This is a genomic window from Methyloparacoccus sp. NF-16, assembly GCF_056880625.1.
The window spans coordinates 779888-798628 of sequence record NZ_CP174130.1; the positions used below are offsets into that span (position 1 = coordinate 779888).

Here is an 18741-nt window from a genome sequence, read left to right on the forward strand (position 1 = left end):
GGCGCGCCGTCCACGAGATGTGCCGATGTCCGCATCCGGCGGCTCGCTGAGATCCATCCTCTTCGCCCTGGGGGCGAATGCCGCCATCGCCGTCGCCAAGCTGGCCGCGGCGATTCATACCGGCTCGAACTCGATGCTGGCGGAGGCGATCCACTCCTTTGCCGATTGCGGCAACCAGGGGCTCTTGCTGTGGGGCCTGAAGCGCGCCCAGCAGCCGCCCAGCCCCGAGCATCCGCTGGGTTACGGCAAGGCGATCTATTTCTGGTCCTTCATCGTGGCGCTGATCCTGTTCAGCATGGGCGGCGTGTTTTCCATCTATGAGGGCGTTCACAAGCTGGACCAGGAGACCGCGCTCGCCACGCCCTGGCTGGCGGTGGTGATCCTGGTCTTCAGCATCGTCATGGAGGCGTTCTCCCTGCGCGCCTGCCTGCAGGAGGTCGACCGGGTGCGGGGGTCTCAGGGTCTGTGGGCATGGTTCCGCGAGACCCGGCAGAGCGCTCTGCTCGTGGTGCTGGGTGAGGATATCGCCGCCCTGGCGGGCTTGTTGCTGGCCCTGATCGCCATCCTGTTGACCATCGCGACCGGCAATCCGGTCTTCGATGCCCTGGGCAGCATCGCCATCGGACTGCTGCTGGTGGGCGTCGCCATCGGGGTCGGCGCCGAGGTGAAGAGCCTGCTGATCGGCGAGAGCGTGGAGCCACAGACCCGCCAGGCGATGCGGGAATGGCTCGAGGACCGGCCGGAGGTTGTCCGGGTGTTCAACCTCATCACCCTGCAGCTGGGCGACGACATCATGGTGGCGGTGAAGGCCGAATTGCGCGAGCAACCCGGCTCGCGCCAGCTGATCGATGCCATCAACGCCTGCGAGCGGGCGCTGAAGACCGCATTCCCCCGGGTGCGCTGGCTGTTCTTCGAACCGGACCACTGCGATTGAGCAGCGGACGGCGGCATCGCAGTCGGGCGCATCACCTCCCGTGGGCGCTGGGAACCGTGTTCGGCCTGGCGAGCTGTGCCACGACACCGCCCAGCGAGCCGGCCAGCGTGTGCAGCATTTTCCGGGAGCAGGACGGCTGGTACGCGGCCGCCCGCAGCTCGCAGCAGCGCTGGGGCGTGCCCATCGCCGTGCAAATGGCGATCATCCGCCACGAGTCCGGCTATGTCGCCGATGCGCAACCGCCGCGTCGCTGGTGGCTGGGCGTCATCCCGTTGTCCCGCCCCTCGACCGCCTATGGCTACAGCCAGGCCCTGGACGGCACCTGGGAGCGCTACCGGGACAGCACCGGCAATGACGGCGCCGAGCGTGACGATTTCGCCGCTGCCGTGGATTTCGTCGGCTGGTATGCGCGTCAGAGCCAGGTCGAGCTCGGCATTCCGCCCCGCGATGCGTACCGCCACTACCTGGCCTACCACGAAGGGCAGGGCGGCTACGCGCGGGGCAGCCACCGCCAGAAGCCCTGGCTCCTGAGTTACGCCAGGCATGTCCAGGAAACCGCCGATCGCTACCAGCGGCAGTTGCAGGACTGCCGGGCCGAGCTCGACCAGATGCTGGCCTCCAACTGAACCGCCCGTCCGCCAGTCAACAAGCCATCATGACATCCGCCACCCGCTTCTTCGCCACCGCCCCGCTGGGCATTGAACTGTTGCTGGCCCAGGAACTGCGCGATCTCGGCCTTGCCGGCGTGAGCGAGGCCCGCGCCGGCGTCGCCTTCGACGGTGATCTGGCCGCAGCCTACCGGGTCTGTCTGTGGTCGCGGCTGTCCAACCGCGTTCTCATGCCGCTCGCACGTTTCCCTGCCGCGACGGAAGCCGCCCTCTATGCCGGTGTCGATGCCATCGACTGGGATCTCCACCTGGAGCCGGAAGCGACCCTGGCGGTGGATTTCGCCGCCAGCCGTTCCCGTATCACCCACACCCTGTATGGGGCGCAGAAGGTCAAGGACGCCATCGTCGACCAGTGCCGCCGCCGTCACGGCACCCGGCCGTCCATCGACCTGGCGCGGCCGGATGTGCGCGTGAATGTCTACCTGGACCGTGACCAGGCGACCGTCAGCATTGATCTTTCCGGCGACAGCCTGCACAGGCGCGGTTACCGCACCGAGGGCGGCAAGGCGCCACTGAAGGAGAATCTCGCCGCGGCCATTCTGCTCCGGGCCGGTTGGCCTGCCGTCGCCGCGGCCGGCGGCCAGTTCCTGGACCCGATGTGCGGCTCCGGCACCCTGCCGATCGAGGCGGCGTTGATGGCGGCCGACGTGGCGCCGGGACTGCATCGGCCCTGGTTCGGCTTTCTCGGCTGGCGCGGGCACGACGCATCCCGGTGGCTGGCGGCGGTCGCGGAGGCGGAGGCACGCGCCGCGGCGGGACTGGCCGGGCTGCCGCCCATCGTCGGCCACGATGCCGACCGCCACGCCGTTCATGCGGCACTCGGCAATCTGGAGCGGGCCGGCCTGCGCGGGCATGTCCATATCGAACGCAAGCCGCTCAGCGAGGCCCGGCCGCGGCTGGCGCACGGTCTCCTGGCGGTCAATCCGCCCTATGGCGAACGGCTGGGCGACGAGGCGAGCCTAGCGCCGCTCTACCGGGAACTGGGCGCCACGCTGCGCGACCATTTTCCGGGCTGGCATGCCAGCGTGTTCACCGGCAATCCGGAACTGGCCTTCAAGCTGGGGCTGCGCGCCACGCGGCAGTATGCGCTCTACAACGGTGCCTTGCCCTGCAAGCTGTTCAATTTCGAGGTGGCCGAGGCACGTTTCTTCACGCCCCACGAGGGCGAGCCGCCCACCGAGGCCGAGCGCGAGCGCCGACGCCTGCTGCGCCGGGCGCGCGCGGTGGCGGTTGACAGCGGCGGTGCCGGCATGCTTGCCAACCGGCTGCGCAAGAACCTGCGCACGCTGGGGCGCTGGGCCCGGCAGCAGGGCGTCGCCTGTTACCGGCTCTACGACGCCGACCTGCCGGAATATGCCATTGCCATCGATCTCTATCCGAGCGAGGGCACGCTCTGGGTGCATGCGCAGGAGTACGAGGCTCCGGCAAGCATCGACCCGGTCAAGGCGGAAACCCGGCTGATCGAGGCGCTAGCCGTCATTCCCGCCGTGCTGGCGATAGCGCCCGAGCAACTGGTGCTCAAGGTCCGCCGCCGGCAGAAGGGCACGGCCCAGTACGAGAAACAGGCCCAGTCGGAACAGTTCCGCATCGTCGAGGAGGGCGGTCTGAAGTTCCGGGTCAACCTCGAGGATTATCTGGACACCGGGCTGTTTCTCGATCATCGCCTGACCCGCAGCCTCATCCGTGAGCAGGTGCGGGGCAAGCGGTTCCTCAACCTGTTCGCCTACACCGGCACCGCGACCGTCTATGCCGCCAGCGGCGGGGCGGCGGCGACCACCACCGTCGACCTGTCGCGCACCTATCTCGACTGGGCCGCCCGCAATCTGGCTCTCAATGGCCTGCAGGATGCCCGGCATGCGTTCATCCAGGCGGATTGCCTGGCCTGGCTCGCCGAGGCCGTTGCGACCCGTCAGCGTCACGATGTCATCTTCCTTGATCCACCGACCTTCTCCACCTCCAAGCGGATGGCGGGCACGCTGGACATCCAGCGCGACCATGTCGGCCTCATCCGCCAATGCCTGGCGCTGCTGGCGCCAGGCGGGCAGCTGCTGTTTTCCAACAATCACCGCAAGTTCCGGCTCGATCGGGCGTCGCTTGCCGATTGCCGGGTCGAGGACATCAGCCGCGAGACCTTGCCGCGGGATTTCGAGCGCAATCCGAGGATACATGCGGCATGGCTGATCGGGCCGGCATGAAGCGGCTGCGCCTCGTCGTGGCTGGCCGGGTGCAGGGCGTGTTTTTTCGCGCGGCGACCCGGGAGGTGGCCGAACGCCTGGGCCTGGTCGGCTGGGTCAGGAATCTCGCCGACGGTCGGGTGGAACTGGTTGCCGAGGGCCCGGCAGATGCCTTGCTGGAACTCAAGGCCTGGTGTCGTCAGGGGCCGCCCCTGGCCCGGGTCGCAAGCTGTGAAGTGACCGAGGAGCCACCCGCCGGCGCTTTCACCCGTTTCCGCGTCGAGCGGGATGGGTGAGTCATGAGCAGGGTAAGAAGGGGCGCGCTCAAAAACCAAGAGCAACACCCTGACCGTGTAGGGTGTTGCGATGGGAAAACAGTACGAACAATTGAAGCCTGAAGAACGGGCAACGGTGATGCGGATGGACCGTGAGGGTTCCAGTCTCCGAGCGATGTCCAGGGCGTTGAAGAGGTCCCCGAGTACGATCAGCCGTGAAATGATCAGGGCGACTGTTACGACATGCCGCCATGGAAAGCTTCTTCCATACGCTGAAGGTGGAACAGATACAGGGGGCGCGTTACCCGACCCGGGCAGCGGCCAAAGCCGATGTCTTTGAGTACATCGAAACCTACTACAACCCAAAACGCCGCCATTCAACCCTCAACTATCAGTCACCCTGGGACTTTGAGAACCCTATGGCCGCTTAATGAAGTTGGTGTCCAAAAAAAGGTTGCAAGATCAGCGCGCCTCCTCAAAACCCGGGGCGGTTCAGACTGGCGGCGGTGGGATGTTGGGAAGAGCAACGCGATCTATTCACACGCTCCTGAAATCAGCGCATCATGCGCATCCTGATAGCCCACTCAATAATTACTACAAGCGGTCGGAGGAAATGTGCTGCGGAGAATCAAGCAGTGGTGAGAACCTCATCGAATCGCCATTCCAATCGAATACATCCACCCAAGTTGCAGGGTAAGAACACCAAATCTTTAACTCGGGTCCCGCTGCGGCTTACCTGAGGCAATCGATCAATGCGTCGAGATATCCCCCGCGCCCGCTGGCAAGCCTTGTCGCCAGAGGCTACCTGCCTGACCAGTCTGCAGGTCCACCAGCAACGTGCCCGCTCTGGCCGGAACGACATCATCGAGGCGGTCGCCAACCCCTGGATGGCCGTGGCTCGGGATACGCTCAAGGATCCCATGATAGGTTTCCTGGTCGTGACCGGCGCGGTCTATGGGCTGCTGGGCAGCTACACCGAGTCACTCACCCTCCTGGTTGCCATCCTGCCGCTCATCGGCATGGATGCCTTTCTGCATCGGCGAACGCAGGCTTCCACCGAAGGCTTGAGTCGGCAACTGGCCGACACGGCCGTGGTCATGCGCGACGGCCGGCTCTGCGCCATTCCAGCCGCCGAGCTGGTTCCGGGGGACCGGGTGCGCATCAAGGCCGGCGAGTCCTTTCCCGCCGACGGCCGCATCGTCGAGGGGCTGGATATCCAGGTCGATGAATCCTCCCTTACCGGTGAGTCGCTGCCGGTAGCCAAGCGTCATGACGCGATGCCCCTCGTCAGTTCCGATGATCGAGCCGACTCCATCTGGCTTGAGGGCGACCAATGGGGATTCGCCGGAACCCGCCTGCTGACCGGCACGGCCGACATGCAGGTGATTTTCACGGGCAGGGAAACCCTCTACGGCCAGATCGCGCAGGCCGCCAGCGCGCGGACGGTCGAGCAGACACCGCTGCAAGTCGCCATCGGCAGCCTGGTGAAGTTCCTGATGGTGGCCGCTGCCATTCTCTGCCTGATTCTGGCCGCGGTGAGACTCCGGCAGGGGCATGACTGGCTCGACGCGCTGGTCAGCGCAGCCACCCTGGCCGTGGCGGCGCTGCCGGAAGAGTTCCCGGTGGTCTTCTCCGTGTTTCTGGGCGTGGGCGTGTATCGGCTGGCCCGCAGCAAGGCCCTGGTGAGACGCGGCGTCTCCGTGGAAAACATAGGCCGGGTGACCTGTGTCTGCTCGGACAAGACCGGCACGATCACCGAAGGCCGCTTGCGGCTTGAACACCTGCTGCCCGCCAGTAACGTGACCGAGGAGGATCTGCTCGAATTCGCCGCACTGGCCTCGCGGGCCGAATCCGGTGATCCCGTGGATCAGGCCATCATCGAGCGCCAGGGCTCATCCCGCGAGGGTGTAGTGGCGAATTACCCCTACACCGAGGGCCGCCGGCGGGAGACGACCGTCATCAGGACCCCTGAGGGTCTGCGTGCGGTCAGCAAGGGGGCTCCGGAAGCCTTGCTGGAGATTTCCAGTCTTGATCCGACCGAGCGCGAATTCTGGCTGGAACAGGTGCGCCGGTTCGCGGCTCAAGGACACAAGGTCCTGGCTTGCGTTCACTGGCATCTCGGCGCCGACTGGGTCGGCGGGGAACCCGATCGCAACGCGGTCTTCGCGGGCTTGCTGGCCTGCGAGGATCGCATTCGGCATGGCGTTCGCGAGGCCGTGCGGGAATGCCGTGACGCCGGGATTCGCGTCATCATGCTGACCGGCGACCATCCGGCCACCGCCGCCAGTGTCGCGCGGGACATCGGCCTGATCGACAGTTCGACCGATGGCGTCATTCTCGGCGAGAGTCTGGAGGATGCCGGAACCCTGCGCGACCTGGCCGATATTCGCGTCGTGGCCAGGGCGCTCCCGGCCCAGAAGCTCGATCTCGTCAGGGCCTTGCGGAACGCTGGCGAGATCGTGGCCGTCACCGGGGATGGCGTCAACGATGTTCCCGCCCTGCAAGCGGCGGACATCGGCATCGCCATGGGCGAGCGAGGCACCCGCAGCGCGCGTGAAATCGCCTCGATCGTTCTGTTGAACGACAATTTCAGCACCATCGTTCGCGCCATCGCCGAGGGCAGGCAATTGTTTCTCAACCTGCAGCTCAGCTTTCTGTACATCCTGATGCTGCACATCCCGCTGGTGGTCACCGCCGCTTTCGTGCCCCTGGCCGGATACCCGATTCTTTACCTGCCGATCCATATCGTCTGGTACGAGATGATCATCCATCCCACCGCCTTGCTGGCCTTCCAGGCGCGCGCCGGTCAGGGTCCGCTTCGAGCCTTGGAGAAACGCGAGGCCGCGCGATTCTTCTCGCGCGGCGATTGGCTGCTGATCGGCGCCGTCGGCGCCTTGCTGACGCTGCTGCTGCTCTGGACCTTCGATCGCAGCCTCTACCCCGACGAAAATCTGGCCCATGCCCGGGCGATGGCCATGGTGGTCCTGACCTGTGCCAGCGCCTCGGCAACCGCCGTTCTGTCGCGCTTGCGGACGGTCGCCGCCGGCATGATCGTGCTCCTGACCCTGGGATCTTCGCTGCTGCTGGTTCAGGTGGGCCAGATATCGCGGGCCCTCAGCATGGAACCCTTGCATTGGGACGACTGGCTGATCGCCATGGCGGGCGGCATGCTCTGCGTGTCGGTTCCCGTCGGCATCATGCGGGTTGTGTTGAGGCTGCGGGAAGCCGCCCGCAAACGAGGGCAGGAGCTGGCTCAGGCCAATCTTGCCGTATCCATGGACGTCGATGAGCCGGTTGCGGCACCGGCGCCCAACCTGATGCGCTACGCGGTCTGGTCGGTCATCACGGCATTGGTCACCATTGCCTTGAAGGCTGGCGCCTACCTCATGACCGGATCGGTGGCCTTACTGTCGGATGCCGCCGAATCGCTGGTCAATCTGGTGGCGGCCTGTTTCGCTCTGTTTACCCTCAAGGTGGCCTCACAGCCGGCGGATCGCAAGCATCCCTTCGGTCACGGCACGGCCGAATATTTTTCCAGCGGCTTCGAGGGCGCGATGATCCTGCTGGCGGCCGCCGGCATCATCTATTCCGCGGTCGAGCGACTCTTTGATCCCCATCCGCTCACCTCGCTGGATTGGGGCATGGGCGTTGCGATCGTGGCATCCGCGCTCAATCTGCTGATGGCCCGAGCCCTGCTGAGGGCCGGTCGGCAACACCGTTCCATCATTCTGGAAGCGGATGGCCATCACTTGATGACCGATGTCTGGACGACCGTCGCGATCCTGCTGGGGCTTGGCGGTGTCGCCCTGACCGACTGGCTGTGGCTCGATTCGGCCATTGCCATCCTGGCCGCGCTCAATATTGTCTTCGCGGGGATCCGGCTGATCTCGCGGTCGCTCTCCGGCCTGATGGGCAGCGCCCTGCCGGAGGAGGATCGGCAAATCATCGAGGACATTCTCAAGCCCTATCGACAGCGCGGCTATGATTTCCATGATCTTCGCGCTCGAATCGCCGGCAGCCATCGCTTTGTCACGTTCCACGTTCTGGTGCCCGGCGACATGACCATCCAGGATGCCCATCAACTGCTGGACGAGATCGAGGCGGCCATTGCCCGGAAGTTGCCCAATCTCCTGATCGTTACCCATGTAGAGCCACTCGATGACCCGGCATCCTTCCGGCATGAAATGATCGACTGAGCTTCGTCGCGACAATCACCGTTGCCCATAATGTTGGCTTAATCTTCACCGTTCATGCTTGCTCTTACCATTCCCACGGAGGAGCATGATGATCAAGCAATCCCTGCCAGTTCTCTGCGTTCTGGCGATATCCCTGCCGTCCCTGGCGGAAGAGCCCCGGGATTTTCTCGACCGCTACCGTCTTGAAGCCCGCCAGGCTGATCCTGCCTTCACCGGATTCGATGGCCAGCGGGGACAGCAATTTTTTGTGACGCCGCACGGCCAGGATTGGAGTTGCTCCAGTTGTCATACCGACAATCCGGCGGCCACCGGGACCCATGCGGTCACGCGGAAAAGCATTCAGCCCCTGGCGCCGGCGGCCAATCCCGAGCGTTTTCGCAATGTGGCCAAGGTCGAGAAATGGTTCAAGCGCAATTGCCTGGATGTACTCAAGCGGGCATGCACCCCCGAGGAAAGGGGCGATGTGCTGACCTATTTGCTGAGCGTTGGCAAGTGAGCGGGAGACACCGCATGAAACGGAAAACCAACTATCCGATGCTCGGCCTGATGGGATTGATGATCGGAGCGAGCGCAAGCTGTGTTCAGGCCAGCGGTGGCGGTGAATCGAAAAGGAGTCCGCCCGATCCGGTGTATCTGCAGGAGTGCGGGAGTTGTCACGCGCCGTATCCGGCCCGTCTGTTGTCGGAGGACTCCTGGAAAACCCTCATGCGGGGGCTCGACCAGCACTTCGGCACGGATGCCAGCCTGGATCAGCCGGCGACGGCGAAAGCCATCGAGGATTATCTGGTTGGCCATGCCCGTCACAAACCGACGCGGGACGACGGCGGAAGACCGCTGTTGCGGGTGACGGAGACACCCTGGTTTCGTCACGAGCACGATGAGGTGCCGGATGCCATCTGGAAATCGAAGTCGGTCGGAACCCCCGGCAACTGCGGCGCTTGCCATGATGGCGCCGAGCAGGGGAAATTTTCCGAACACAACGTGCGCATGCCGCGGTGAGGTCAACCCGATGAAAAAGACATCCATTCTGGTCTGGGATTTGCCTACCCGAATCTTCCACTGGACGCTGGCCGGGAGTTTTCTGCTGGCCTATCTGAGCGGGGAGAGCGAGCGATGGGCCAAGGTCCACGTCGTGGCGGGTTACACCCTGGTGGGGCTGATCCTGTTTCGCCTGGTCTGGGGATTGGCCGGTACGCGATACGCCCGCTTCAGCAGCTTCTGGCCGGATTTCGCGGGCATCAAACGCCATGTTCAGGGCTTGTTGAGGGGGCGTGTAGAGGACGAACCGGGTCATAATCCCATCGGCGCGCTGGCCGTTCAGGATTTGCTCCTGCTGGGAATCGTCACCGGTATCAGCGGTTGGTTGACCTTCGAGGACATGGGCGGCGACTGGCTGGGGGAAATTCATGAAGCTGCCGCCTCGCTCATGTTGGCCATCGTGGCCTTGCACATAGTCGGCGTGATCGTGACCAGCCGTTTGAGCGGGCAGAGGCTGATCCGGGCCATGGTGAGCGGCAGGAAAAAGGGCTACCCCCGGCAAGCCATCGACGGCAACCGGCCGCTGGTGGCGCTGATCCTGCTGGCCTGCCTCACGGGCTTCTGGTTCTGGTCATTCAGTCAGCCGGAGAATTGTACTGACCCAGTGAATTCCTGCTCAGGTGTTAATCTTTATTGAGGCACCTATGAGCACCGTAATGGACGAAGACATCAAACGTTGGACCAGTCGCCGCAAGAGCGCCTTGGTCATGGAAATCTTTCAGGGCAAAACGACCGTTGCTGAAGCGAGTCGGGCCTACGATCTCACTCCCTCAGAGATCGAGGGCTGGATGGAGGATGCTCGAAGCGGCATGGAAAACGCCCTTCGGACAAAGCCATTGGATCTCCGTGAACGGCCCCGGGTTTTGAGGAGGCTCCAACACTTGAGAAGATGGAGCCATGAACAAGTCAACAAAGTTCTCACCCGAGGTGCGCGAGCGCGCTGTGCGCATGGTGCAAGAGCACCGGGGCGACTACCCGTCGCTGTGGGCAGCCGTGGAATCGATTGCGCCCAAGATTGGCTGCGTGCCGCAGACGCTGCTGGACTGGGTCAAGCGCGAGGAAGTCGATGCCGGCCAGCGTGATGGCCTGAGCAGCAGCGAGCGCGAACGCCTCAAGCAACTGGAGCGTGAGAACAAGGAGCTGCGCCGCGCCAACGACATCCTCAAGGCCGCCAGCGCGTTTTTCGCCCAGGCGGAGCTCGACCGCCGTTTGAAGAGCTGAAGCGCTTCATCGACCAGCACCGCAACATGTTCGGGGTCGAGTCCATCTGCCAGGTGTTGCAGATGGCCCCGTCGTGTTATTGGCGCCACGCGGCCCGCCGGCGCCGGCCTGAACTGCGCAGCGCCCGCGCCCAGCGTGACCAGGCCCTTGCGGCTGACATCCAGCGCGTGTGGCACGCCAACTGGCAGGTCTACGGTGCCGACAAGGTCTGGCTGCAGATGAACCGCGAAGGCATCCGGGTGGCGCGTTGCACGGTCGAGCGGCTGATGAGGCGCCTGGGGCTGCAGGGCGCGCGTCGAGGCAAGAGCGTTCGCACGACCACGCCAGATGCAGCAGCGCCGTGCCCGCTGGACCGGGTCAATCGGGTGTTCAAGGCCGAGCGTCCCAATCAACTGTGGGTGTCGGACTTCACCTACGTCAGCACGTGGCAGGGCTGGCTGTACGTGGCCTTCGTCGTCGACGTGTTTGCCCGGCGCATCGTGGGCTGGCGCGTCAGCCGCACCATGCAGACGGACTTCGTGCTTGATGCGCTGGAGCAGGCCCTGTACGAGCGTCAGCCCGCTGCCAATGCCCTGGTGCACCATTCGGACAGGGGGTCGCAATACCTGTCCATTCGGTACACGGAACGCCTGTCCGAAGCCGGCATCCGACCCTCGGTCGGGAGCAAGGGCGACTCCTACGACAACGCGCTGGCCGAGACCATCAACGGGCTGTACAAAGCCGAATGGATTCACCGCCGGGGCCCCTGGAAAACCAGGGAATCCGTGGAACTGGCCACCCTGCAATGGCTGCATTGGTTCAACCACATCCGACTGCTCAAGCCGATTGGGGGCATCCCTCCGGCAGAAGCTGAGGCAAACTACTGGCGGCAACTCGCCAGTGAGGCCGCCACATCGGCCTCAACTTAAACCAACTGGCCTCCTCGATACCCGGGGCCGTTCAACCCGGGGAACCACCTTGTACCGCGCGGGTTCCAGAGGTTCCCTGGTGGTTCCCCCGGCCAGAACAGGGGGAACCTGGCCCGTTGCTGACCAAAATCTGTCCAACGCGCCCCAAGCCCTGCCGGGTGCGCCCGCCAGCTGGTCATGCGCTGGTTGTCCACAGGGTTGCGCACGCGGATGGTGGATAACCGATCATGTGATAGTGTCACGATTTCCATCACGCGCTTGCCCTGCATGTGCGTGGCAAGGCTGGTGTGCCTCCTGTAACGCTTGTCGAATATCTTCGTCGCGTGTTTGAGTGACTTCGGCTAGAACTCTGAATCCGCCCTGGAAAAGGACCCCGGGGTCCTTTTTATGTCCAAGCTGAGCATGTACTGGTACCAGCCGATACTGCCTCAACAAGCTCTGGCGCACCTCTGCGGTCGACGTCCATAGCGCGCTCCATAGTGCGCGTTCCGACACCGGCTTTCTCGGCTGCCGCCTCAGTTGCCAAAGTGCAAATTTGCACTTTGCCACCAGCAGGCGTCAGCGGGTAGATGTGCAAATTTGCACATCTATAGCTTTGCCACATGCCCGAGCGGAACTCACTGCCAAGAAACGGCAGATTTTGTGGGAGTCTCTGCGTGAGCAGGAATCGGGTGGACCTCAAGGTGCCACCCGAATTGTTGGGTACAAGCAGCCGCCAGAAAATGAAAAAGGCTTTGCTGCCGCCACAGCTGCCGCTGTTGGAATGAGTAAGAAGAACATCAACGAATACATTCGTCATGCTTGAGGATATTCATGCAGATGCTCCTGATACGCCACAGATACCGCACAGGTCCCGCGCTATGGCGCGATTGCATGGCAGCCTTCCCTAACCTGCCAGATAATGCGTAACGGCGCTCTACGTGTTGCGTCCCGCGAGATTATATTCCTTTAAGGAGTTATGCTTTGTTTGAGGCTCGAAGCATTCTTCGGGAGGTGTTTGGTTGTGACGTACAGGGGAAAACCGCATGAACATCCGTCTTCATCAGCAGGCTCGTACGACACCTGCGATTCGTCGGGAGATTCAATCTTCCTCTCTGAGTGAACGGGCGCTGGCCCGCCTTTACAACACCACCCGCTCGACCATCCGCAAGTGGAGGAAACGTGACGACGTGGCGGACGCATCGCACCGTCCTCACCAGCTGCAAACCACTTTGACACTGGCCCAGGAAAGCATTGTGGTGTATCTGAGAACCGCCTTGCAGTTGCCTCTGGATGATTTGTTGACAGTGACGCGAGAGTTCCTCAATCCAGCGGTGTCCCGCTCCGGCCTGGACCGGTGTTTACGTCGTCATGGTGTGTCCAACCTGAAGGCCCTGCAACCCCGGGCATCGCGACCTGTCGTAAAACCGTTCAAGGCCTACGAACCGGGCTTTGTGCACATCGATGTCAAATACCTGCCGGCCATTGAGGGTGACCCTCGACGCTATCTCTTCGTTGCCATTGATCGGGCGACGCGCTGGGTCTTCATTGCGGTGAAGAAAGACCGCACCGCACTGTCAGCCAAAGCCTTCTTGAAAGCCTTGATTCAGGCCGCACCCTTCCGTATTCAGAAATGCCTGACCGACAATGGCTCCGAATTCACCGATCGCTGTCTGCGCCGCGAACAGGGCCCCTCAGGGGAGCACACCTTTGATCGCGCCTGCGCCGAACAGGACATCGAGCATCGCCTGATACCGCCACGCCACCCCCAAACCAACGGCATGGTCGAGCGCTTCAATGGCAGGATTGCCGAGGTACTGCAAACCCACCATTTCGAATCCACAGAGGACCTCGAAGCCACATTGCATCGATACACGCACCTTTACAACCACCACATCCCGCAAAAAGCCTTGAACCATCGATCACCGGTGCAGAGCATGAAAGAATGGCAGTCTTCACACCCTCATCTCTTTCGAAAAAAGGTTTATCAGCTCACGGGACTCGACATCTACGGCGGCCCTGCAAGGCTTGTCAGTACTGCGTCAAAACCCGTGATGACCTAGAATATCGTCATTCTTCCATCGCCGTGATACTGATCGTGAATACCTGCGCCAATTGCGAGAAGCCGACACATCGTCCCAGGTTTTGCACTGACCGATGCCAATCGGCCTTTTGGGCGCGGGAGCGTCGGGCAAAACAGCTTGGTGCCGATATGCCGCCATCACGGGATGTGCAAGCCAAGTTGAAGGAACAGCGGGAGGAATCACAGGCGGTTACAGATACTCCAGCAACAGCCGGTATTGTGATTGACGATTTTGCGGTGTTCCGGCTGATTACGCGCGGGTATCTGCCGCCAGCTCGGCTAGCCGATCCCGTCGATGGTCGTCCGCTGTGGGATATTTACGGAATCGCCAAGCTGCTCGGCATTGATACCCTTGAGCTTGCGCAGACTGTTGCAATGAACGGTCCCAAGTTTCTGGAAGAACAGGGAATACCGTCCAGTTGGGGAATGCTGTAGGATTTTCTCAATCGCTTTTTGCAACTGCCATGGCCATCAGGATCACTCCTGCCGGTCGATCATCCCCCCGGCATCATCAATGTGATCCTGAATCGCCTCGATACAGTCGGAAAAGCCTGAACTAAAGCGTTCATCTGTGCGCAGTCTGCCCATGAAGCACAGGGCCATTTGCCTGGCGTGCCGCCATACAGTTGCTGGCACGCTCGGGGTAAGGTCTGCCCGAGGAATTTTCGTCGGGACGGACCCTGATCGAGTTGGCGCAAGCGCCATCGGCGTCATGTCGTAGGCTGGTGCAACCTGGTATGGCTGCCCATGCTCAGACAAGAAAGCCAGGTTGCCAAGGTGCATGTCTGAATTGCCGATCAGGGAGCCAAAAGCCCACAGGGTCTGGACTTGAGCGACAGAGTCTTTCGTTATCCTGCGATCCTCATAAAGCAACCTGGCTATCTCTGGCCACAGTGATCTACCCTGTCCTACAAACTGCGCATACATCACTTCAAGTGAAATCATCGCGATTCGACCGCGCTCCCCGACACGATCGAACCGCTCTGCCACCAAAAAGCGCTGATCTCCCTCATCAACCAAGCATGTCCGTGCGGCTGGGCAGCCATAGGCTAGCAGGGTCTCAAGCGCCAAATGCTCGGCCAGCAGCAGGTCACGCCAGCGCTGCGCAATTTCATTGCCTGATCCTGCGAACTTGACGATGGCATGTCCTGGCCCGTCGATAGTTTGGGTATATGCGGTAAATTTTGGTTGCTCTCCGCCAGCAGAGGATCCCGGCGTTTCACCGTCGGACGCTTCTCGCGCCAATTGTGGGAAATCACGATGATGAACCAATTCTGGCTGACTCATGGTCAAGAACAAGCGCCTTGCATGGTCTCCCAACAACAAATTCCCGATCCCGTCATGGCCATGCGCCAGCAGTGATCGAAGTACTTGCGTGCCTGACCAATGCCGGCAATCTTCGGGAAATCCGAAAGCCCTCCCATGTCTTGCCGCGTAGGCTCGCCCCAAAAAACCTTGCGGCCTCATGTCATCAAGCCACCACGGCAGCCCCTCGAAGTACTCCGTGACACCATCACATTGCGCAAAGACAAGCGCATCCGGGCTGGGATGCACTGGGATCAGGTACCCAAGAAGTCGGATTTCCCCCTCAGCAGAGACTCGGTAAACCGGGATGTCCTCGATCCCCCTGAATCGGTCCCTGGCGGCGTACTGAATAGATCGCCCCGCCCCAATACGGATGACCTCCTTGCCAAGAGATGCCATCGCCCTTGATACGGTTGGCTGGCTAACTCCAAGTTTTTCAGATAGATAGCGAGATGTACGCGGCTGCAAAAGCAAAGCATCCCGCGCTCTCTCGGCGTGCGTAGCCATCAGGTGAATAGAGACATGAATAGGATGGTGAATGCATGGACAGTGTAGCGCGGACGGCAACAAAAAACCCGCCGGGCGGCGGGCTATCTCGTCGGACCGGTGGCCATCAGCGGCCCAACAGCTGCATGGCTTGGGCGATGGTCGACAAGGGCAGGTGGAAGCCGCGCATCCTAGCCGCTGTCCAGACGGCCGGAGCGGAAGCGCGAACAGTGCGCCCTGGCGAGTGGGCGATGAAGGTCAGCACGGCTTCCGCGGCTAGATACAACTCCAGCCGCCTGACTGGGTCAGCCTTCGGCAATCTCGGTATCAGCCGGCTCTGGTGCATGTAGCAGGGTTGGCTGGTACTTGGCTCGGCCGCGTCTGGCGTCCAGCTCATGCTGAAAAACGGTCGCCAAGTATTCCAGGTCGTCCAGCGCCAGCTGCTCGGCAAGGTGGGCCATGGCGATCCGCGTCATCGCCGGCCGCAGTGTCTCGCTGCGGTTCAGCAGATGCAAGCCGCGCTCGCGGTGATCGAAAATGGCGGTCATCCGGGGAAAAACTCGCCGGCCTCGTTGCAAAACCCCCATGCCGCAGAGGCGTCAAGCTCGATCCGCTGCGCACGATGTGGTGAATGGATGCTGGCGTACTTTTTGCCGATTGGGCCGAAGGGCGAATTGAAGTGGCCCCAGTACCGCCCGCTGGCGTCACGCTCGATGAAGTCGCCAGCCCATAGGTCCACTCGCCAGGGTTTGGGTTTCTGCTCTGCCGCCTTTACAGGCTTTGCAGCAGCAGCCTGGCGCTTCGGTTCGGCCTGCGCATGGCGGGATGCTTTCAGGTCCGCAGCCTTGCGCAGCCTGCGTAGGTGGTCATTGTCCATGCCCAGGGAGCCCGGTCCACGGTTCAAAAGAACGCCAGTGGGCGGTCCGGATCGTCTAGCGGGTGAAGCCATAGTCAGGTTCCTCAATATGAAAAGTTGCCGCTGCACTGGGTGACACAGCCAGCGGCGTGGTTTACCTCGATGTCAGGCGAGGCGAACTCATGGTGATGTGTTTTGTGAAAAAACCCCGCCCCGGAGGGCGGGAAGCTCTCAACCACAACCACAACACAACCGAAACTTGGAAAGGCCGCCGGAGCGGCCGGTGCTGGTGCTTACGCTCGCCAGCAAGCGATTCTTCATGCGGCCTCGTCGATGCCCAGGACGATGGCCGGATCAGCATCGGGTCGGCGCGTGATGTCGACGCCCTGACCCTCAAGGGTGACAACCAGCCGCTCCTCTTCGATCTCCAATTCGCGGCGCTTGGTCTCCAATTCGCGGATGGCGTCGTCACGGCCAGCAGCTGGGAGAGCGCCGTGTTCAGCGAACGGCGCTGCGGATTCGATCAACCTGGCTTTGAGCTGGTCTCCGAAGAGCCAGGCCAGCAACGGGACCAACTTTCGCGGTTCGCCCGCAACAGCGCTTTCGATCATGGCGAAGTCGATCTCACGACCGGGTCGAGCCAGGTTCAAACCTAGCCAGCCGGAATCGACGAGCCCGCGCCAGCGGTCGACGGTGCCTTCAACCTTATCCTTGATCTCGCCCGCAGTCAGGGCTGCATTTTCGATGCTGGCGATCTCGCCGCTGAGCTCTGCTATCTGCGTGCGTATCGCCTGCAAGCGTTTCAATTCGTTTGCCATTCAGATATTCCTCGCGAAGTCACGCAGACGGGTGGCCAAGCCGTTGATCTCGTAGTATTTCGATTCGGCAGCGGCCAGCTGCTCGAGCGTAGACTGGTGGCAAATCTTCGCGGCTCTCAGCTCGCGCAAGGCTCGGGTCACGGGATCGTCCGGTACGCTATCAAGCGCGGCCTCGATCCTCGCTGGATTGGCCTCGTATTCAGCAACAAATCCAGCAGCATCACGTGGGCCTAAACCAAGCAGCTCACGCGGCAGGCGTGCGCTGGAAACGGTCGCCCTCGCAACATGCCTAGCGCCGTGGACTTCGCGTGCGCGAAAGTCGGCGGTCTCCTTGAGATTGTCGACGATAACTTTTGCCGCTGCCGCTCGTAGTTCAAACCGTTCGAGTTTGGCGAAATCTAGTTCCATATGCCCTCACTGGGTTTCAGTAGGTATATGAAACCATTCCCGGAATCAAAATAAAACCGGGTTCCTATTTTGAATTACGACACCGTCGAACTTCATGCCAAAGCGCATCGGCGGTCGTCGCAGCACTGGGATATGCAGCTAATGCAGAGTGTATGTGCCGCGCCAGTTGCTCGGTGGGGTTTCTGTATGTCCGGCGTTGCCGGTCGAACTCGGCGGACAGAATTTTGGCGATAGACAGATTCGACACGCTCGGCTGATCGAGCAAGGATATTGCAGCGTCGATATGCTGCCGCCAGTGGTGACGGTGATAGGCATCACGCAATCCGGGGCCGAAAGCGACGGGGAGGGAATCGCCATCAAGATGGCGGCGGAATGAATCGCGAAGCCATGCGATTGTTTCTGATGAAGGGCTATCTGCGGTCAGCAGGTCATCCAGATGGGCGGCGCTGTCAGGCGGCATTGCTTGATCCCTCGCCGTCGCTGTCACCTGGCAGGCCACTTGCGAGTTCGGCCAATGCCTCATACACCAGCGTTTTGGCAAGCTGGCCTATCTCATGTTGGGATTTTCCCGAGCACTCGACAGCGAGTCGCCCTGGCAGATTCAGCAGTCGTGACCTGGCGTTGCCAATTAGACGGGACCAATGTCCCAACACTGCCTCAGCGGGTATTAGGGCCTTTTCTTTCTCAGCCCGTTGCAGCTCAACCAGCCCACGCCGGGCTTTGTCGAGTGCGGCCTTTTCCTGAGCTGGATCGAGTCCGCCGTCCGGGCAGTATATGGCCAACAAGGCCGAGGCGCTGTTGAAGGTGTTATCAGCGGCTGGCGTCATATCCGCCAATCGCCTCTGAATGGTCCGTCGGTCCCGGCCGGTAAGGTCGGCCAAAAAGTTGATAGTTACGCGCATCATGTCACCAATAGTGATTATGTGCCGACAATATAATACTTCGCTGAATCTACCGCAATTCAGACTATCGGTGAGGCTTATAGAGGCTTTGTGACTGGAAAATGAAGGTGGTTCCCACTACCCCACTCACACGCTTTGAGGAAGGACCCAAGGCGTTTTGGCGGGAATCTCGGGCAGTATTTCAGCCCACGTCGCCAGTAACCGCATGAGATGCGCGTAGCGGCGCGATGCCATTGGGCAGTGTGGGGTTGTATAGGTCAGGGTGTTATCGGCGCTCTACGGGGGTTGTGGGCGGTCGATATTCGGGTTGGTTGGAATGAAGGGCAGCCGGATTGCCCGACCGCCCAACATGCCTGTCATACAGACCTGATCGACGCCCTCCGTCTCCACGCCTCAGCGTGCCTGATCGCCTCTTGCCGACGATGCCGTAGCCATGCCCGGATGTCGTCCAGCAGCTCGGCTTCCGAAGCCGTATCCCAACTGTAGGTCC

The 18741-nt window shown here is 61.9% G+C and carries 19 protein-coding genes, 2 pseudogenes and 1 other annotated feature; of the genes and pseudogenes, 14 read left to right on the forward strand and 7 right to left on the reverse strand.

Going from position 1 to position 18741, the window contains the following annotated elements:
* Positions 1-25: 25 nt before the first annotated feature.
* The 14 genes and pseudogenes from ACH5N8_RS03840 to ACH5N8_RS03905 all read left to right on the forward strand — a co-directional run bounded on the left by ACH5N8_RS03840 (position 26) and on the right by ACH5N8_RS03905 (position 13911).
* On the forward strand, positions 26-934 hold the full coding sequence (locus ACH5N8_RS03840) for a cation diffusion facilitator family transporter (protein WP_483282571.1): 909 nt from the start codon (positions 26-28) through the stop codon (positions 932-934).
* A 56-nt stretch (positions 935-990) separates the two neighbouring features.
* Positions 991-1560 carry a transglycosylase SLT domain-containing protein gene (locus ACH5N8_RS03845; RefSeq protein WP_483282572.1) on the forward strand — a complete coding sequence of 190 codons (570 nt, stop codon included), beginning with the start codon at positions 991-993 and terminating at the stop codon, positions 1558-1560.
* 29 nt (positions 1561-1589) lie between these two features.
* Complete coding sequence (gene rlmKL / locus ACH5N8_RS03850; RefSeq protein ID WP_483282573.1) at positions 1590-3797, forward strand: bifunctional 23S rRNA (guanine(2069)-N(7))-methyltransferase RlmK/23S rRNA (guanine(2445)-N(2))-methyltransferase RlmL; 2208 nt, start codon at positions 1590-1592, stop codon at positions 3795-3797.
* Positions 3776-4072 (forward strand): acylphosphatase, encoded by a 297-nt coding sequence (locus tag ACH5N8_RS03855; protein WP_483282574.1) that lies wholly within the window; start codon positions 3776-3778, stop codon positions 4070-4072. Before rlmKL ends, ACH5N8_RS03855 begins: the two co-directional genes overlap by 22 nt.
* Positions 4073-4275: 203 nt before the next feature.
* A pseudogene (locus ACH5N8_RS03860) lies at positions 4276-4482 on the forward strand (IS3 family transposase); the annotation flags it as partial.
* Positions 4483-4803: 321 nt separating this feature from the next.
* Positions 4804-8247 (forward strand): HAD-IC family P-type ATPase, encoded by a 3444-nt coding sequence (locus ACH5N8_RS03865; RefSeq protein WP_483282575.1) that lies wholly within the window; start codon positions 4804-4806, stop codon positions 8245-8247.
* Positions 8248-8332: 85 nt separating this feature from the next.
* Entirely contained in the window at positions 8333-8743 is a 411-nt protein-coding gene (locus ACH5N8_RS03870) for a DUF1924 domain-containing protein (RefSeq protein WP_483282576.1), read from the forward strand.
* A gap of 14 nt (positions 8744-8757) precedes the next feature.
* Positions 8758-9246 carry a diheme cytochrome c gene (locus tag ACH5N8_RS03875; protein ID WP_483282577.1) on the forward strand — a complete coding sequence of 163 codons (489 nt, stop codon included), beginning with the start codon at positions 8758-8760 and terminating at the stop codon, positions 9244-9246.
* Between the two features lie 10 nt (positions 9247-9256).
* Positions 9257-9922 (forward strand): cytochrome b/b6 domain-containing protein, encoded by a 666-nt coding sequence (locus ACH5N8_RS03880; RefSeq protein ID WP_483282578.1) that lies wholly within the window; start codon positions 9257-9259, stop codon positions 9920-9922.
* Positions 9923-9941: 19 nt separating this feature from the next.
* Positions 9942-10148, forward strand: a pseudogene (locus ACH5N8_RS03885) (DUF1153 domain-containing protein); the annotation flags it as partial.
* 34 nt (positions 10149-10182) lie between these two features.
* A protein-coding gene (locus ACH5N8_RS03890; protein WP_483282500.1) for an IS3 family transposase occupies positions 10183-11414 on the forward strand; the annotation gives its coding sequence in 2 pieces (ribosomal slippage) (positions 10183-10474 and positions 10474-11414; 1233 coding nt in all).
* Positions 10461-10577 (forward strand) — a sequence feature (AL1L pseudoknot). (Overlaps the previous gene by 117 nt.)
* A 535-nt stretch (positions 11415-11949) precedes the next feature.
* Positions 11950-12219, forward strand: a complete 270-nt coding sequence (locus ACH5N8_RS03895; RefSeq protein ID WP_483282579.1) for a hypothetical protein — start codon at positions 11950-11952, stop codon at positions 12217-12219.
* Between the two features lie 220 nt (positions 12220-12439).
* The gene (locus ACH5N8_RS03900) at positions 12440-13456 is read left to right on the forward strand and encodes an IS481 family transposase (RefSeq protein ID WP_483282580.1); all 1017 of its coding nucleotides are present in this window, start codon (positions 12440-12442) and stop codon (positions 13454-13456) included.
* 35 nt (positions 13457-13491) lie between these two features.
* Positions 13492-13911, forward strand: a complete 420-nt coding sequence (locus ACH5N8_RS03905) for a hypothetical protein (RefSeq protein WP_483282581.1) — start codon at positions 13492-13494, stop codon at positions 13909-13911.
* Between the two features lie 42 nt (positions 13912-13953).
* Here the strand turns inward: ACH5N8_RS03905 and yjjJ are convergent, their stop codons facing one another.
* From yjjJ to ACH5N8_RS03940, 7 genes are all read right to left on the reverse strand, one after another.
* Entirely contained in the window at positions 13954-15288 is a 1335-nt protein-coding gene (gene yjjJ / locus ACH5N8_RS03910; protein WP_483282582.1) for a type II toxin-antitoxin system HipA family toxin YjjJ, read from the reverse strand.
* Between the two features lie 284 nt (positions 15289-15572).
* Positions 15573-15815 carry a hypothetical protein gene (locus ACH5N8_RS03915; RefSeq protein ID WP_483282583.1) on the reverse strand — a complete coding sequence of 81 codons (243 nt, stop codon included), beginning with the start codon at positions 15813-15815 and terminating at the stop codon, positions 15573-15575.
* A complete protein-coding gene (locus tag ACH5N8_RS03920) occupies positions 15812-16144 on the reverse strand; it encodes a hypothetical protein (protein ID WP_483282584.1) in 333 nt (110 codons plus the stop codon). Before ACH5N8_RS03920 ends, ACH5N8_RS03915 begins: the two co-directional genes overlap by 4 nt.
* A gap of 296 nt (positions 16145-16440) precedes the next feature.
* On the reverse strand, positions 16441-16941 hold the full coding sequence (locus tag ACH5N8_RS03925) for a hypothetical protein (protein ID WP_483282585.1): 501 nt from the start codon (positions 16939-16941) through the stop codon (positions 16441-16443).
* A complete protein-coding gene (locus ACH5N8_RS03930; RefSeq protein ID WP_483282586.1) occupies positions 16942-17349 on the reverse strand; it encodes a hypothetical protein in 408 nt (135 codons plus the stop codon).
* 64 nt (positions 17350-17413) lie between these two features.
* Positions 17414-17809, reverse strand: a complete 396-nt coding sequence (locus tag ACH5N8_RS03935; protein WP_483282587.1) for a hypothetical protein — start codon at positions 17807-17809, stop codon at positions 17414-17416.
* Positions 17799-18176 (reverse strand): hypothetical protein, encoded by a 378-nt coding sequence (locus ACH5N8_RS03940; protein WP_483282588.1) that lies wholly within the window; start codon positions 18174-18176, stop codon positions 17799-17801. Before ACH5N8_RS03940 ends, ACH5N8_RS03935 begins: the two co-directional genes overlap by 11 nt.
* Positions 18177-18741 lie beyond the last annotated feature (565 nt).